The 14,427-nt window shown below is 70.0% G+C and carries 13 protein-coding genes; 4 read left to right on the forward strand and 9 right to left on the reverse strand.

Going from position 1 to position 14,427, the window contains the following annotated elements:
- Nucleotides 1-256: 256 nt before the first annotated feature.
- Nucleotides 257-4,009, reverse strand: coding sequence for a methionine synthase (metH, locus tag QM638_RS04145; RefSeq protein WP_415140673.1), 3,753 nt, complete (start codon nt 4,007-4,009; stop codon nt 257-259).
- Between the two features lie 168 nt (nt 4,010-4,177).
- Between metH and QM638_RS04150 the strand changes: the two genes are divergently transcribed.
- On the forward strand, nt 4,178-5,026 hold the full coding sequence (locus QM638_RS04150; RefSeq protein ID WP_415140674.1) for a PAC2 family protein: 849 nt from the start codon (nt 4,178-4,180) through the stop codon (nt 5,024-5,026).
- Nucleotides 5,027-5,095: 69 nt separating this feature from the next.
- On the opposite strand, the gene mshC is transcribed toward QM638_RS04150, so the two are convergent.
- From mshC to QM638_RS04170, 4 genes are read right to left on the reverse strand one after another with little or no spacing between them, the layout of a single operon-like run.
- Complete coding sequence (gene mshC, locus QM638_RS04155; protein ID WP_415140675.1) at nt 5,096-6,331, reverse strand: cysteine--1-D-myo-inosityl 2-amino-2-deoxy-alpha-D-glucopyranoside ligase; 1,236 nt, start codon at nt 6,329-6,331, stop codon at nt 5,096-5,098.
- Between the two features lie 30 nt (nt 6,332-6,361).
- Nucleotides 6,362-7,147 (reverse strand): SCO1664 family protein, encoded by a 786-nt coding sequence (locus QM638_RS04160; RefSeq protein ID WP_415140676.1) that lies wholly within the window; start codon nt 7,145-7,147, stop codon nt 6,362-6,364.
- Nucleotides 7,137-7,874 (reverse strand): DUF3090 family protein, encoded by a 738-nt coding sequence (locus QM638_RS04165; RefSeq protein ID WP_415140677.1) that lies wholly within the window; start codon nt 7,872-7,874, stop codon nt 7,137-7,139. Before QM638_RS04165 ends, QM638_RS04160 begins: the two co-directional genes overlap by 11 nt.
- Before the next feature lie 10 nt (nt 7,875-7,884).
- A complete protein-coding gene (locus QM638_RS04170) occupies nt 7,885-8,616 on the reverse strand; it encodes a histidine phosphatase family protein (RefSeq protein WP_415140678.1) in 732 nt (243 codons plus the stop codon).
- Nucleotides 8,617-8,665: 49 nt separating this feature from the next.
- On the opposite strand from QM638_RS04170, the gene corA reads away from it, so the two are divergent.
- Nucleotides 8,666-9,658, forward strand: a complete 993-nt coding sequence (corA, locus tag QM638_RS04175) for a magnesium/cobalt transporter CorA (protein WP_415140679.1) — start codon at nt 8,666-8,668, stop codon at nt 9,656-9,658.
- Between the two features lie 29 nt (nt 9,659-9,687).
- Here the strand turns inward: corA and QM638_RS04180 are convergent, their stop codons facing one another.
- Complete coding sequence (locus QM638_RS04180) at nt 9,688-10,509, reverse strand: undecaprenyl-diphosphate phosphatase (RefSeq protein WP_415140680.1); 822 nt, start codon at nt 10,507-10,509, stop codon at nt 9,688-9,690.
- Nucleotides 10,510-10,668: 159 nt separating this feature from the next.
- On the opposite strand from QM638_RS04180, the gene QM638_RS04185 reads away from it, so the two are divergent.
- Together QM638_RS04185 and QM638_RS04190 are read left to right on the forward strand one after the other, a co-directional pair.
- Nucleotides 10,669-11,616 (forward strand): aldo/keto reductase, encoded by a 948-nt coding sequence (locus tag QM638_RS04185; RefSeq protein WP_415140681.1) that lies wholly within the window; start codon nt 10,669-10,671, stop codon nt 11,614-11,616.
- Nucleotides 11,617-11,720: 104 nt separating this feature from the next.
- Nucleotides 11,721-11,903: a DUF5703 family protein gene (locus QM638_RS04190; RefSeq protein ID WP_415140758.1), complete on the forward strand. Its 183-nt coding sequence runs from the start codon at nt 11,721-11,723 to the stop codon at nt 11,901-11,903.
- A 143-nt stretch (nt 11,904-12,046) separates the two neighbouring features.
- On the opposite strand, the gene QM638_RS04195 is transcribed toward QM638_RS04190, so the two are convergent.
- From QM638_RS04195 to QM638_RS04205, 3 genes are read right to left on the reverse strand one after another with little or no spacing between them, the layout of a single operon-like run.
- Entirely contained in the window at nt 12,047-13,117 is a 1,071-nt protein-coding gene (locus QM638_RS04195) for a CU044_5270 family protein (RefSeq protein WP_415140682.1), read from the reverse strand.
- A complete protein-coding gene (locus QM638_RS04200) occupies nt 13,095-13,628 on the reverse strand; it encodes an RNA polymerase sigma factor (RefSeq protein WP_415140683.1) in 534 nt (177 codons plus the stop codon). Before QM638_RS04200 ends, QM638_RS04195 begins: the two co-directional genes overlap by 23 nt.
- A gap of 54 nt (nt 13,629-13,682) precedes the next feature.
- Nucleotides 13,683-14,171 (reverse strand): peptidase inhibitor family I36 protein, encoded by a 489-nt coding sequence (locus QM638_RS04205; RefSeq protein ID WP_415140684.1) that lies wholly within the window; start codon nt 14,169-14,171, stop codon nt 13,683-13,685.
- Between the last annotated feature and the right edge of the window lie 256 nt (nt 14,172-14,427).

Here is a 14,427-nt window from a genome sequence, read left to right on the forward strand (position 1 = left end):
CCGACCAACGTGCGGAGCCGACCCGCGCTAGGACTGTGAGCCACGAACCCGTTCGTGACGCTCGACCTCAGACCCCAGCGGAGCGCTCCAGCCGAATTGCGGCACTGCGGTAACCAACCCGCGCATATCAGTCTGACCACGTGCGTCGACAGACCCGCTCGACACGGCCAGCAGCCCCACCAGAAGACGAAGCGCCGCCACGACAACCAGCCGTGGCGGCGCTTCACCCTGCCTCTTGACAGGAAGGCCCTACATATCAGTCCTCCGGCTCGTAGCCGAGGTTGGGTGAGAGCCAGTGCTCCGCCTCCGCCTGGGTCCAGCCCTTGCGCGCGGCGTAGTCGGCCACCTGGTCCTGGCCGAGCCGGCCGACCACGAAGTACTGCGCGTCCGGGTGGCTGTAGTAGGTGCCCGAGACCGAGGCTCCGGGCCACATCGCCATCGACTCGGTGAGCTCGATGCCGGCGTTGGCCGTGACGTCGAGCAGCTCCCAGATGGTCCGCTTCTCGGTGTGGTCCGGGCAGGCCGGGTAGCCCGGCGCCGGCCGGATGCCGGTGTAGCGCTCGGCGATCAGGTCCTCGTTGGAGAGCGATCGCTCGGCGGCGTACCCCCAGAACTCGGTGCGCACCCGCTGGTGGAGCCGCTCGGCGAACGCCTCGGCGAACCGATCGGCCAGCGCCTCCAGCATGATCGCGGAGTAGTCGTCGAGCTCCTCCTTGAACTTCATGATCCGCTCGGGCAACCCGATCCCGGCGGTCACCGCGAAGGCGCCGACGTGGTCGGCGAGCCCGGTCTCCATCGGGGCCACGTAGTCGGCCAGCGACCGGTTCGGGATGCCGGTGCGGTGCTTGCCCTGCTGCCGCAGGTGATGGAGTACGGCGAGCGGGGTGCTGCGCGACTCGTCCGCCCAGACCGTGATGTCGTCACGCGCGCCGGTCACGCCGGTGTTGGCCGGGAAGAGACCGTAGACGCCGTGGGCGCTCACCCACTTCTCCGCGATCACCGTGTCGAGCATCCGCTGGGCGTCGTCGTACAGCTTGCGCGCCGTCTCCCCGGTGGCCGGGTTGTTGAGGATGTCGGGGAACCGCCCCTTCATCTCCCAGGCGTTGAAGAACGGCTGCCAGTCGATGAACTCGCGCAGCTCGGCGAGGTCGTAGTCGGCGAGCACCCGGACCCCGGTGATCTCCGGCTGCGGCGGCAGGTAGCCGTCCCACCGGATCTCGGTGGCGTTGCGCAGCGCCTGCGCGTAGGTCAGCTGGGGCCGCTCCTGCTTCTCCGCGTGCCGCGCGCGCAGGGCGTCGTAGTCGGCCTTGACCTCGGCCAGCAACGCCGGCCGGCGCTCGTCGCTGAGCAGCGCGGCGGCGGTCGGCACCGAGCGGGAGGCGTCCTTGACCCAGACCACCGGGCCGTCGTACTTCGGGTCGATCTTGACCGCGGTGTGCGCCCGGCTGGTGGTGGCTCCACCGATCAGCAGCGGCAGGTCGAGCCCGAGGCGCTGCATCTCGGTCGCGAACGAGACCATCTCGTCCAGGCTCGGCGTGATCAGGCCGGACAGGCCGATCAGGTCGGCGCCGACCTCGCGAGCGGTGTCCAGGATCTTCTGCGCGGGGACCATCACGCCGAGGTCGATCACCTCGTAGTTGTTGCAGGCCAGCACCACCCCGACGATGTTCTTGCCGATGTCGTGCACGTCGCCCTTGACGGTCGCCATCACGACCGTGCCGTTGGTCTCCTTGGCGGCGGCCAGCGCGGGGTTGTTCGCCTTCTCCTCCTCGATGAACGGGATCAGGTAGGCGACCGCCTTCTTCATCACCCGCGCCGACTTGACCACCTGCGGCAGGAACATCTTGCCGGCGCCGAAGAGATCGCCGACCACGTTCATGCCGTCCATCAACGGGCCCTCGATGACCTCGATCGGACGGCCGCCGCGGGCCGCGATCTCACCGCGGAGCTCCTCGGTGTCGGCCTCGGCGTAGGCGTCGATGCCCTTGACCAGCGCGTGCGTGATGCGCTCGGCCACCGGCAGCGAGCGCCATTCCTGCTCCTTCTCCTCGGCCTCCTGCTGACCCACGTCGAACCGGGCCGCGATCTCGAGCAGCCGCTCGGTGGGGGTCCCGCCGCCGACCGGCTCGCGGTTGAGGATGACGTCCTCGATCCTCAGCCGCAGCTCCGGATCGACCTCGGAGTAGGGCACCAGCTGACCCGCGTTGACGATGCCCATGTCCAGGCCGGCGGCGATGGCGTGGTAGAGGAAGACGGCGTGGATCGCCTCCCGGACCGGGTTGTTGCCGCGGAAGCTGAAGCTGACGTTGGAGATCCCGCCGGACACCTTCGCGCCGGGCAGGTTCTGCTTGATCCAGCGGGTCGCCTCGATGAAGTCCACGCCGTAGCTGGCGTGCTCCTCGATGCCGGTCGCGACCGCGAACACGTTGGGGTCGAAGATGATGTCCTCGGGATCGAACCCGACCTGGTCGACGAGGATCCGATAGGCCCGCTCGCAGACCGCGATCCGGCGCTCGTAGGAGTCCGCCTGGCCGTCCTCGTCGAAGGCCATCACGACCGCCGCGGCGCCGTACCGAAGGCAGGCGCGGGCGTGCTCGACGAACCTCTCCTCGCCCTCCTTGAGCGAGATCGAGTTGACGATCGGCTTGCCCTGCACATTGCGCAGTCCGGTCTCGATGACCTCCCACTTGGAGGAGTCGATCATCACCGGCACCCGGCTGATGTCGGGCTCGGAGGCGACCAGCTTGAGGAACCGGTCCATCGCGGCGACGCCGTCGATCATGCCCTCGTCCATGTTGACGTCGATGACCTGGGCGCCGTTCTCGACCTGCTGGGCGGCCACCCCGACGGCGGTGTCGTAGTCCCCCGCCTTGATCAGGTTGCGGAAGCGCGCCGAGCCGGTGATGTTGGTGCGCTCGCCGACGTTGACGAACAGGCTCTGGTCGGTGATCGCGAACGGCTCCAGCCCGGAGAGCCGGAGCGCGGGCTCGCGGCCACTCACCTGTCGCGGATCCAGCCCGTCGACCGCGGCGGCGATCTCGGCGATGTGCGCGGGGGTGGTGCCGCAACAGCCGCCGACCAGGTTGACGAACCCCGCGCCGGCGAACTCCCGGAGATGGCCGGCGGTCTGGGCCGGGGTCTCGTCGTACTCCCCGAACGCGTTCGGCAGGCCGGCGTTCGGATAACAGGAGACGAAGGTGTCCGCGACTCGGGCGAGCTCGGCGATGTAGGGACGCATCTCGGCGGCGCCGAGGGCGCAGTTGAGCCCGACCAGCAGCGGCTTGGCGTGCCGTATCGAGTCCCAGAACGCCTCGGTGACCTGGCCGGAGAGGGTCCGGCCGGAGGCGTCGGTGATGGTGCCGGAGACGATCAGCGGCCAGCGCCGGCCGTAGGACTCGAAGACGCTCTGTACGGCGTACGCCGCGGCCTTGGCGTTGAGCGTGTCGAAGATCGTCTCGATGACGAGGAGGTCGGCGCCACCCTCCAGGAGTCCGCGGGTGGCGGTGGCGTAGGCGTCGACCAGCTCGGTGTAGCTGACGTTGCGCGCGCCCGGGTCGTTGACGTCGGGGCTGATGCTGGCGGTGCGGCTGGTCGGGCCGAGCGCCCCGGCCACGTAGCGGGGCCGGTCGGGGGTGGCGAACTCGTCGGCCACCCGGCGGGCGAGCGTGGCCGCGGCGTGGTTGATCTCGTAGGCGAGCTCGGACATGCCGTAGTCGGACAGCGAGATCGCGGTGGCGTTGAAGGTGTTGGTCTCGATGATCTCGGCGCCGGCCGCCAGGTACTCCGCATGGATGCCGGCGATCAGCTCGGGCTGGGTCAGGCAGAGCAGGTCGTTGTTGCCGACCAGGTCGCCGGGCCACTCCTCGCGATCGGTGAACCGGGTGCCCCGGTAGCCGGCCTCGTCCGGTCGGTCGCGCTGGATCGCGGTCCCCATCGCCCCGTCGAGCACCATGATCCGCTGCCGCAGGGTCGCGGTCAGGGCGTCGGTGGCGTCGGGGCGCAGGGTCACGGGTGGGCTCCTCTCCGGACCCGCGCGGGGACCGGCTCGGTGGACGGGAGGCGTCAGCCAACGCTAGGTGGCAGCGTCCGGCGCAGGGCCGCCTTTCCCAGATCCTGACACCCTCTGTCCAGAGTTTGAGAATCCTTGGCGTCGGGCGGTACGCCGTAGGGTGGAGGGGTGATCGAGATCGAAGAGATCCGCGAGCTGGTCGATCCGGTGGTCATCGCCGCGTTCGAGGGGTGGAACGACGCCGCCGAGGCCGCCTCCGGCGCGGTCGACCACCTGATGGAGGTCTGGGACGCGACGGTGGTGGCGAGACTCGATCCGGAGGACTTCTACGACTACCAGGTCAACCGTCCGACGGTCGGGGTGAGTCCGCAGGGACACCGGGAGCTGACCTGGCCCGGCACCCAGATCGCGGTCTGCTCCCCGCCGGATCTGGACCGCGACATCATCCTGGTGCGCGGCATCGAGCCGAACATGCGCTGGCGGCAGTTCGTCGCCGAGATCCTGGCCGGGGTCGACGACCTCGGCGGGCAGCTGGTGGTCACCCTCGGCGCACTGCTCGCCGACACGCCGCACACCCGGCCGATCTCGGTCAGCGGCACCGCGACCGAGCCCGAGCTGGTCGACCGGCTGCAGCTCGACGAGTCCAACTACGAGGGCCCCACCGGGATCGTCGGCGTACTCCAGGACGCGTGCGTGCGCCTCGACATCCCGGCCGTCTCCTACTGGGCGGCGGTGCCGCACTACGTCGCCCAGCCGCCGTGTCCCAAGGCGACGCTGGCGCTGGTCAACCGGCTCGAGGAGCTGTTGCAGTGCGCCATCCCGCTGCGCGACCTGCCCGACGACGCGCGCGCCTGGGAGCGCGGCGTGGACGAGCTGGCCGGTGAGGACGAGGACATCGCCGACTACGTCCGCTCCCTCGAGGAGGCGCGCGACACCGCCGACCTGCCGGAGGCCTCCGGCGAGGCGATCGCCCGTGAGTTCGAGCGCTACCTCAAGCGCCGGGCCGACGAGGGCTGAGTTGGCCGCGCCGTACGGTAAGCGCCGACTCGGCGTCCTCAGCCGTACGGTAAGCGCCGACTCGGCGAGTTACAGCTTGATCCCGAGCGCCGCGTCCACCAGCGCCTCGACCACCGCGCCGGCGTCGTTGTGCGAGGTCTCGGCGAGGTGGTCGGTGCCGAGGGTCGCCTCCACCCAGGCCTGCACCACGGCCACCGCACGCGGTGCGTTCAGGTCGTCGGCGAGCGCGCCGAGCACCGTCTCGGTCACCGGGCCGGCCGGCGCCCCGCCGCGCAGCGCGATCGCCTTGCGCCACTGGGCGAGCGTGTCGACCGCGTCGAAGAGCTGGTCGTCGGTCCACTCCCAGTCGCTGCGGTAGTGATGGCGCAGCAGCGCCAGCCGGATCGCCATCGGGTCGATGTCACCGTTGCGCAGCGCCGAGACGAAGACCAGGTTGCCGCGCGACTTGGACATCTTGTGCCCGTCGTAGGCGACCATCCCGCCGTGGGTGTAGATCCGGGCGAACTCCGAGCCGGCCGCGTGCGCGTGGCTGGCCGACATCTCGTGGTGCGGGAAGATCAGGTCCGAGCCGCCGCCCTGGACGGTGAACCCGGCACCGAGGTGACACAACGCGATGGCCGAGCACTCGATGTGCCAGCCCGGGCGGCCGGGCCCGTACGGCGAGGGCCAGGACGGCTCGCCCGGACGCTCGGCGCGCCACACCAGCGGGTCCAGCGGGTCCTTCTTCCCGACCCGGTCGGGATCTCCGCCGCGCTCGGCGAAGAGCTCCAGCATCTCGGGGCGCGCCATCCGCGACTCGGTGCCGAAGCGCGGATCGGCGCCGACCGAGAAGTAGACGTCGTCCTCGACGCGATAGAGCGCGTCGGCGGCGTCCAGGGTGGCGAGCATGTCGATGAAGAGCGGAATGGACTCCACCGCGCCGGCGTACTCCCGAGGCGGCAGCACCCGCAGCGCCTCCATGTCGGCGCGATACAGGTCGGTCTCCCGCTCGGCCAGCGCGGTCCAGTCCACCCCCACCTTCTCCGCCCGCTCCAGCAGCGGGTCGTCCACGTCGGTGACGTTCTGCACATAGGCCACCTCGTGACCGGCGTTGAGCCAGGCCCGATGGAGCAGGTCGAAGGCGACGAAGGTGTTGGCGTGGCCCAGGTGGGTGGCGTCGTACGGCGTGATCCCGCAGACGTAGAGCGAGCGCGGTCCCGGGCCGCCCTCGGTGGCCACCAGCTCGTCTCGCGCGTGGTCGTAGAGCGAGACCTCCGGACCCTGGATCGGCAGAGCGGGTACGTCGGGGGCAGGCCAGGCGCGCATGGCGGCAGCCTATCGGCGGACCGTGGCTCTTCAGAACGGCGGCCAGGGAACGACATGCCGGTCGTCCGCGGCCACCGGGAACCGGCCACGGTCGAGCAGCCGGTCGCACCGCCCGGCCAGGGCCGCCAGCTCCACCACGCTGAGCAGCTTCCCCAGGGCGTCGCCGAGGACGCCGTCCAGGCCGGCGCGAACCCGCCGGATGCCGTCACACTCGACGCCCGTCAACGGCTCGTCCTGCCAGCCCCACAGCACGGTGCGCAGCTTGGGCTCGTGATGGAAGGTGAGGCCGTGATCGCAGCCGTAGCGGTGGCCGTCGGCCATCGCCAGCACGTGTCCGCCCTTGCGGTCGGCGTTGTTCACCATCGCGTCGAACACCGCCATCCGGCGCAGCGCAGGGCTGTCCTCGTGCACCAGCGAGATCACCCGGTCCGCGACGTCGTAGCCGTCGAAGACCCAGCGGAACCCGTCCGGCACGGCGCCCTCGGGCACGATGGTCACCGCCTCGACCTCCGGGTCGGGCTCGCACCAGCGCTGGAGCATCCCCGGACCGTGCGGCCCCTCCCCCAGCCAGGTCTGCGGGACCACCGCCCAGCCGAGCTCCTCGGAGACCAGGTAGGCGGCCAGCTCGCGCGCGGCCAGGTCGCCGTCGGGGAAGTCCCACAGCGGACGTTCGCCGGCCACCGGCTTGTAGACCACCGCGACGGCATCGTCTCCCTCGGTCTCACCGCCGAACTCGGCCAGGAAGGTGGCGTTGGAGGCGGCCCGGATGCGGCCGATCACCCGCAGGGTGCCCTCCGGGTGGGGCTCAGGGATCACGCCGCCGGAACCCGTTCGCCCGCACGCACAGATGCCCGTCGACGTCGATCGGCTGACCGCAGAACGGACACGAGGGCCGTCCCGCCTCCACCACCAGGCCGGCGCGCTGCACGAACGCGCGGGCATGGGCCGGGTCGAGCTTGACCAGCAGCATCTCGGCGGCCTCGGCGGCCTCGGCGGCCTCGGCGGTCAGGCCGGCCACGTCCTCGAGATCACCGAGACCGCCGGCGGCGGCCCGGTCCCCGTCTCCGGCGTCGCCGGTGTCGTCGGTGTCGTCGTCCCGGTCGGTGGCGCCCGGCTCCTCGTCGGTCTCGTCGATCGCCAGGGTCTCCGCGGCCCCGTCGGCCTCGTCCACCTCATCGGCCTCATCGACGTCGTCGACCTGGTCCAGCGAGAACACCTCGATCGCGACCCGCTCGGCGTGCGGGTCCCAGGAGAGCGTCATCGTGCCGGCCCGGAACTCCTCCTCGATCGGGTGCTCCAGCGGATCGTTGTCGGTCAGGTCGTACGGCGCCACCGCCGGCACCACTCCGGAGGCGGTGGACATCAGCTCGTCGAGCAGCTCGTCGAGGCGCTCGGCCAGCGCCGCCACCTGCTGCTTCTCCAACGCGACGCTGACCAGCCGGGAGCCGCTGCGCGCCTGCAAGAAGAAGGTGCGGGCGCCCGGCTCCCCGACGGTGCCGGCAACGAATCTCTCCGGTGGGTCGAACGCGAACACGACTGCCATGTGTCAAACCCTATGCCGGGCCCGGTGCCGGGCCGGCCCCGCCGCCGACCGGGGCGCCCCCGGCCGGGCCCGGAGCGCGACGACGGCCGCGCTTGCGCGCCGCCAGCCAGGACAGGTCGCCGGCGTGGGTGTTGGTCGCCAGCACCGTCGGACGAGCGTCGCCGTAGCGGACGATGGAGACCGACGCGGGGTCGACGGCGATCCGCTGGAACAGGTCCAGGTGCATGCCGAGCGCGTCGGCCAGGATCGCCTTGATCAGGTCGCCGTGGCTGACCGCGAGCCAGACCGCCCCCGCGCCGTGCTCCGCGGCGACCGCGGCGTCGTGGCGGCGTACCGCCGTCACCGCCCGGGTCTGCATCCGCGCCATCGACTCACCGGCCGGGAAGGTCGCCGCCGACGGCTGGCTCTGCACCACCTTCCACAGCTTCTCCCGGGCCAGCTCGCGCAACGGCCGGCCCTGCCACTCGCCGTAGTCACACTCGGTCAGCGCCCGGTCGGTGGAGACCGGCACCGGCGGCGCGTCCGGTTCGCGGGCAGCCAGGATCGCCCGCGTCGTCTGCCGGCAGCGCTCCAGCGGGCTGGTCACCGCCAGCGCCAGCGGCACCACCGCGAGCCGTTCCCCGGTACGACGGGCCTGCTCGGCGCCGAGCTCGTCGAGCTTGACCCCCGCCGTCCGGCCGGCGAGCACACCGCTCGCGTTCGCGGTGGTGCGACCGTGCCGCACCAGAATGAGCGTCGCCATACCGCGAGCGTAGCCAGCCACGCGGCGCGGACCGATTAGCGTGGGTCTCGTGATCGTCGACAGCGCGCTCTACCGCGGCGGTGAGCGGATCGAGCTGGACTGCGCCCCGCACGACTACGCCACTCTGCGGTCCGGCGTCCGGGAGGACGGCGACTTCGTCTGGCTGGGCCTGTACCAACCCAGTGAGACCGAGCTGAGCGAGGTCGCCGAGGCGTTCGAGTTCCACGCCCTGGCCGTCGAGGACGCCTACGTGGCACATCAGCGCCCCAAGCTCGAGCGGTACGGCGAGAGCCTGTTCTTCGTCCTCAAGACGCTCTGGTACGTCGACGAGGACGACGCCGTGGAGACCGGCGAGGTCAACGTGTTCCTGGGCCGCGACTACGTGGTGACGGTGCGGCACGGGCGCGGGTCGCGGCTCGGCGCGGCCCGGCACCTGCTCGAGGGCGAGCACGACATCTTGATGCGCGGGCCGTTCTCCGCGGTCTACGCCCTCACCGACTTCGTGGTGGACGGCTATCTGGGCGTGCTCGGCGAGCTGACCACCGACGTGGACGAGGTGGAGACCTCGGTCTTCTCCGACGAGCGCACCCGCGACTCGGCGCGGATCTACCGACTCAAGCGGGAGCTCGCCGAGGTGCGCCGCGCCGTCGTACCGCTGCGGGACCCGATCCGCCGGCTGGCCACGGTGGAGGCATCGCTCGGCTCCCTCGATCCCAAGCAGGAGCTGCGGCCCTACTTCCGCGACGTGCTCGACCACCTCAACGTCGCCACCGAGCAGGTGGAGAGTCTCGACTCGCTGCTCTCCTCGGCCTTCGAGGCGCACCTGGCCCGGATCTCGCTGCAGCAGAACGACGACATGCGCAAGATCTCGGCCGGCGCCGCGATCGTGGTCGTGCCGACGCTGATCGCCGGGGTCTACGGGATGAACTTCACCCACATGCCCGAGCTCGGCTGGCAGTTCGGCTACGCCTACGCCCTGTTGCTGATGGTGGGATCGGCGATCGGGCTGTGGGTCTGGTTCCACAAGTCCGGCTGGTTGTGACGCTCCGGTGCGATGCCCGGGGCCGTCGCTCAGGTCGGCTGCATCACGCCCAGGCCGAGCAGCACCACCAGCAGCACGCCCAGCCCGATCCGGTACGGCACGAACTTGGCGATCGAGTTGCCCGCCACGAACCGGAGCAGCCAGGCGATGGCGGCGTACGCGACCACGAAGCTGACCAGCGTGCCGATGACCACCGGACCGGCGCTGATCCCGTGCACGTCCTTGAGCTCGTAGAGCCCGGCACCGGTGAGCGCCGGGATGGACAGGAAGAAGCTCAGCCGGGTGGCGGTGACCCGGTCGAGGCCGCGGATGAGACCGGTGGAGATGGTCGCACCGGACCGGGACACGCCGGGGACCAGCGCCACGCATTGGACCAGCCCGATCACGATCGCGTCGGTGAGGGTGAGCTGTCGCTCGGCGCGATCCTGCCGCGCGGTGCGCTCGGCCAGGACCATCACCGCACTCCAGGCGAGCAGCCCGGCGGCCACCCACCACAGCGATCGCAGTGGCCCCGAGACCACATCCTTGGCCACGAAGCCGACGATCCCGATCGGGATGGTGCCGACGATCGCGTACCAGCCCATCCGGTGCTCGATCGAACCGCGGTACTCCGGCTTGGCCAGTCCCCGGAACCACCCGCCGATGATGCCGACGATGTCGCGGAAGAAGTAGACGAAGACAGCCGCGATGGCGCCCATCTGGATCACCGCCGTGTACGCCGTGACCGAGTCGTCGTCGATCTGCAGGCCCAGCAGCTTCTCGGCGATCGTCAGGTGACCGGTGGAGGAGACGGGCAGGAACTCGGTGAGTCCCTCCACGATCCCGAGGACGACGGAGTCCAGGATGTTCATCTGTCGCTTTCTGCTGCGGCGGCGGGACGCGGGACAGCCTAGATGTTCCTGCCTGACCCCAGCCTGACGACACCCGGGCGAGCCGGCCCGCTCCCGGTCGGCCGGGCGTACGGCGAGCCGTCGCCGCGCGCCGACACGCCGCGGGATAGGTTCGGCGTCATGCATCAGCGTCTGTTGGGAGCCACCGGGCTGCGGGTCTCGTCGCTGGCACTCGGCACGATGACCTGGGGCCGCTCGACCGACGAGCATGAGGCGCGCGACCAGCTGACCGCCTTCGTCGAGGCCGGTGGCACTCTCGTCGACACGGCGGCCGGGTATGCCGACGGTGGTTCGGAACGACTGCTGGGCGGCCTGATCGGCGACGTGGTGGGGCGCGAGGAGATCGTGTTGGCCACCAAGGCCGGCATCTCCCGGCGGCACGGCAGCCGCGAGGTCAACACCTCCCGCGGCCACCTGCTCGCCACCCTGGACGCCTCGCTGCGGCGGCTGGAGACCGACCACGTGGACCTCTGGCAGGTCCATGTGTGGTCCGACGACGCACCGCTCGAGGAGACGCTGAGCGCACTCGACCTCGCGGTGAGCAGCGGCCGGGCGTCGTACGTCGGGGTGTCGAACTACGCCGGCTGGCAGACCGCGCAGGCGGCCACCTGGCAGCGCGCCGTCCCCGGGCGGGTCGCGCTGGCCTCGACCCAGGTGGAGTACTCGCTGCTCTCCCGCGATGTCGAGTTCGAGGTGGTGCCGGCGGCCGCCGCGCTCGGGCTCGGCATCCTGGCGTGGTCCCCGCTGGCTGGCGGCACGCTGACCGGGAAGTACCGCACCGGCACCCCGGGCGACTCCCGCGGCGGATCCGGCGACTTCGCCGGCCGGATCGACGGCTACCTCGACGAACGCGGCGCGGGGATCGTGGAGGCGGTCTGCCGGGCCGCGGAGGGCCTGGACTGGTCTCCGCTGCAGGTGGCGCTGGCCTGGGTGCGCGACCGCCCCGGGGTGACCGCGCCGATCCTGGGCGCGCGCACCGCCGCACAGCTGCGCGACGCCCTCGCGGTGGCCGATCTCACCCTGCCGGTCGAGATCGCGGCCGCGCTGGACGACGTCTCGGTCGATTGACCGGCTGACCTGGTCACAGCACCACCGGTTCGACCGGGCCGAGCCGGAAGGAGAGGGAAGGAGAGCAGGTGCCCCGAATCGAACGACGCGCCCCACGACCCGGCGTGTCCTGGGAGTTCGATCAGGTGACGTTCTCCCGGGACTTCTCCCGCAACGTGGTCACCAGGCTGCTGGTCGATCGGGCCGAGCACGGCGGCTGGGAGCTGGACCGGGTGCGGATCACCGCCGACGGCACCCGGCGCGTGGTGCTGCGCCGCAAGATCATCCGCGCGATGCGCACCGCCTAGTAGAGCGTCGCTGCTAGTAGTTGGGGTATAGGCGGCGGAGCTTGGTCCGGGCGTCGTGGGTGGTGAAGTGCCACTGCACTTGGCACTGATCAGCGTTGACGTCGTGCTGCCAGTTTGAGAAGGGCGCGCTGGTCAGGTGATGGTCACGACTCTTTCGCAGCCACCCGCTGGGAGTCAAGCAGCGCGGTGAAGGCCACGACGGCGGGCGGGGAGAAGGTGAAATCCTTGTTCGGCTTGGTGAGGATGGTCTCGGAACCGAGAACGCTGCCGGTCTGGGGGTCGGCCAGGACGATGATCTGCTGACCTGTGCTGGGTGCTGGGGCGGTCAAGGCGATGGCGTGTCGGCCGAGCCGGTCAGTGGTGGTGCCAAGAGTCTCGATGTCTGGAAGGCGCGCGGTGGCGCGCCACAGCGCCTGTGACACAGACGGTGCGACGACGTAGGTGGTGTAGATGTTGGCCAACGCGTTGAGCAGGCAGTCTCCGCGCGCGTCGGCGCATCCGTTTCTCGGTGCCAGTGCACGAACGAGCTTCGCGGGGTCGGTTGGCAGTGTCTCGGGGTAGTTCGCTGGTTGGCCGGTGTCGAAGGTCTCGTCAGCAGCGCGGGGGCTGCTTTGCCAGGAGCCTGTGGCTCGGCTGATCTGGCCGTGGCGATCCAGTGGCTCGCCCCGGTGCTCGATGTCACGCATCTTGCCGTTGGGCAGTAGGTAGGTGGTCCGCTCGACGGGCACAAGCACGGTTGTAGTCGTTGTGCCATGCTCGGACTCGGTAGCCGCCCACCAGGCATACTGCTCGATGCGTTGGACCGGCAGGTCGGCCGGGGGGTTCTGGGCGGCTGCGTGGGCCGCTAGCTCGGCGAGGGTGTTGGCTGCAGGGACACCATGAAGACCGCCTGCCGTGGTCTTCTCAGCTCCGCTGAACGAGAGCATCGGCGGGGTCTGGGCGGCGGCCGGTGTACTGGTGGAGGGCAAGACCAGGTAGCACACCAAGGCGATCGCCGCTGCCATGACGAGCCCGATCGCTCCTCGTCCGCACCATCGGCGGATTCGACGCTTGGGAATGTGTCGCTTGGAGGTGATGGCGTCGAGGTCTCGTTGAGCTCGTGCCTGGTCGAGCAGATCCTGTGTCGGAGAGGCAGGGACGTGGGTGGCTCGCAGGCCGATCGAGTCCAGCAGGTTCCGCAGTTCGGGGTCCTCAGACCCTGGTGTCTTGGTCACCGCTGCTCACCTCCCTGTTGACGATCTCACGCAGTCGCTGCTTCGCGCGGTCGCGTCGCCGTGCTGCGGCCGAAACGGAGCAGCTAAGGATCTCCGCCGTCTCCTTAGTGGAGTATCCGGCGTTGAACAACGCAATCACATGGCGGTCTGCCTCGCTCAGACGTGACAACCAGTCACGGGCTGCCTCGGCACTGTCCACGTGCGCAGAGGAATCGACCGAGGTCTCCGGCTCGGGACCGAGCACGAGTAACCTGCGCCAGAGCGAGGCGCGGCGATGGCGGGAGCGGTACTCGTTGCTCACATGGCCCTTGAGCACCTGGAAAGCCAACGCGGTGAACTGCTTCCAACCGCCCTGATCGTCGGCTGGATAGACGAGCTCCTTCTTCCACAGCGTCTCGAAGGTGGACGCCACGACATCGTAGGCCCCCGCATCATCGAGCTGTCCTCGGGCGTAGGCAAGGAGCCTGGGATGCAGCTCCCAGTAGATCTTCTCGAACTCGTCGCGCCCCACCCGTTGAGCCCCTCCGCTACCCAGAGAAGCATCATGACAGGAACCCGGGCTTACTTAACAAGAACTGGTCGTTGAGAGGTGAACTTTATCGGGCTGGTGGTAGGCCGCCGCCAAGGTCGGCTTCTTGGCCCTCGCGGCCAGGCACATCGACGCAGTGCTGCCATTGTTGTACAGGCGAGCCGCGTGGGAGCGGTTGTTCCACAGTGAGTAGACGTTGCTGCTGATGGTGAGCGTGGACCCGTCACCGTTCTTGTAGACGAACGAGCCGCTGTAGTTGGTGCTGCCCCACATGCAGAACCGGCCCGTGGAGCACTGCGAGAGCGATAGCGTGCCGGCCGGCACCGCGACGAAGGTGGTCCCATCGGGATAGACCACGCTGTCCTCGGCGGTCAACGTCCCTCCTGGGTGCTCGCTGAGGTAGTCCAGGGCGATGGCTCCGGGCGTGTCGTTGGGCGCCACCGAAGTGGCCGCCGCACTGGATTGGACCGGGTTGTAGAGCGCGGCCGCGCCAAGCAGCGACGCTGCGACGATTGCGATCTTCATGCCCGGTAGTTGTCCGGCGTCAACAGCGGCGCGACAGCAGATCCCGCCCCATGCTCGCGGACTGCGTACGGCGCTCCCAGCATGGACTAGACGATGGCGCTGCGTTCGGGCGGCTGAGATCTGCGGTGGCGCATCGAATTTGTGACCACGGCCGATTGCGTGTCGCTGCTCGCTCCCAAGTGGACAACTACCCGTTGGGAGGGACCGTACGAGGCCCGTCTCTACCCCACTCATGAGGAGCAGGCATATGTTCGGT

Origin of the sequence: Nocardioides sp. (genome assembly GCF_047606145.1) — a bacterium.
GTDB lineage: Bacteria > Actinomycetota > Actinomycetes > Propionibacteriales > Nocardioidaceae > Nocardioides.

Bases quoted from the DNA above. Each gene is read 5' to 3' on its own strand.
- mshC (WP_415140675.1), bottom strand. From the start codon at position 6,331: ATGCGCGCCTGGCCTGCCCCCGACGTACCCGCTCTGCCGATCCAGGGT.
- QM638_RS04165 (WP_415140677.1), bottom strand. From the start codon at position 7,874: ATGGCAGTCGTGTTCGCGTTCGACCCACCGGAGAGATTCGTTGCCGGC.
- QM638_RS04170 (WP_415140678.1), bottom strand. From the start codon at position 8,616: ATGGCGACGCTCATTCTGGTGCGGCACGGTCGCACCACCGCGAACGCG.
- QM638_RS04180 (WP_415140680.1), bottom strand. From the start codon at position 10,509: ATGAACATCCTGGACTCCGTCGTCCTCGGGATCGTGGAGGGACTCACC.
- QM638_RS04185 (WP_415140681.1), top strand. From the start codon at position 10,669: ATGCATCAGCGTCTGTTGGGAGCCACCGGGCTGCGGGTCTCGTCGCTG.
- QM638_RS04205 (WP_415140684.1), bottom strand. From the start codon at position 14,171: ATGAAGATCGCAATCGTCGCAGCGTCGCTGCTTGGCGCGGCCGCGCTC.